We start from the raw sequence: 949 nt of genomic DNA, 5'->3' as shown, positions 1-949 counted from the left end.
TGCGGCGCCGACTTCGTCGTCGTCGCCAAATTACGCGCCGCCGCCGTACCCAAACTCAACGGCGAACCCTCAACACCGCTACCCGACTGCGCCGACTCCGTCACGACACACACCACCATTCTTCATTGCTGTCGACCAAAGAAATGCCGTCATCGGCCGGCGCGCTCCAGGCTCGGAGAACGCGCCGGCACGAGCGGCGGGAAGACCAAAGCTGACGGGGAGCGGCGTGACACCGCCCTTCGTCACGCGTTATTCGGACGCGGGCGCCGTCTCGACGTTTTCGAGGATGCCGAGCGCATCGGGGACGAGGACGGCCGCGGAGTAGTAGGCGCTGACGAGATAGGAGATGACGGCCTTGTCGTTGATGCCCATGAATCGCACCGAGAGGCCGGGCTGGTATTCGTCGGGGATGCCGGTCTGGTGCAGCCCGATGACGCCCCGGTCGGCCTCGCCGGTGCGGAGCAGCATGATCGAGCTGGTCTGGGTGTCGCTGACCGGGAGCTTGTTGCACGGGAAGATCGGCACGCCGCGCCAGGCGGGCACCCAGTTGCCGGCCACGTCGATGCTCTGGGGGTAGACGCCGCGGCGGCTGCACTCACGGCCGAACGCCGCGATCGCACGCGGGTGGGCGAGGAAGAAGCCGGGGTTCTTCCAGACCGTGGACAGCAGTTCGTCCATGTCGTCCGGGGTCGGCGGCCCGGAACGGGTGTAGATGCGCTGGTTGAGGTCGGCGTTGGAGAGCAGGCCGAACTCGCGGTTGTTGACCAGCTCGTGCTCCTGCCGCTCGCGCAGCGCCTCGATCGTCAGCCGCAACTGCTGTTCGACCTGGTCCATGGGCTGGTTGTAGAGGTCGGCGACGCGCGTGTGCACCTGCAGCACGGTCTGGGCCACGCTCAGTTCGTACTCCCGGGGCGACAGCTCGTAGTCCACGAACGTGCCCGGCAGCACC

General features: G+C 67.2%; 1 protein-coding gene. It reads right to left on the bottom strand.

All coding sequences use genetic code 11. The features are described from left to right. Nucleotides 1–249: 249 nt before the first annotated feature. Nucleotides 250–949: family 2B encapsulin nanocompartment shell protein (locus QWU11_RS47075; RefSeq protein WP_290121136.1), on the bottom strand; the 700-nt coding region annotated here is incomplete at its 5' end.

The sequence above is a fragment of the Actinomadura sp. DC4 genome, from assembly GCF_030406325.1.
GTDB lineage: Bacteria > Actinomycetota > Actinomycetes > Streptosporangiales > Streptosporangiaceae > Actinoallomurus.
The sequence above is the reverse complement of the archived record's forward strand: the minus strand, read 5'-3'. Positions and strand labels throughout refer to the sequence as shown.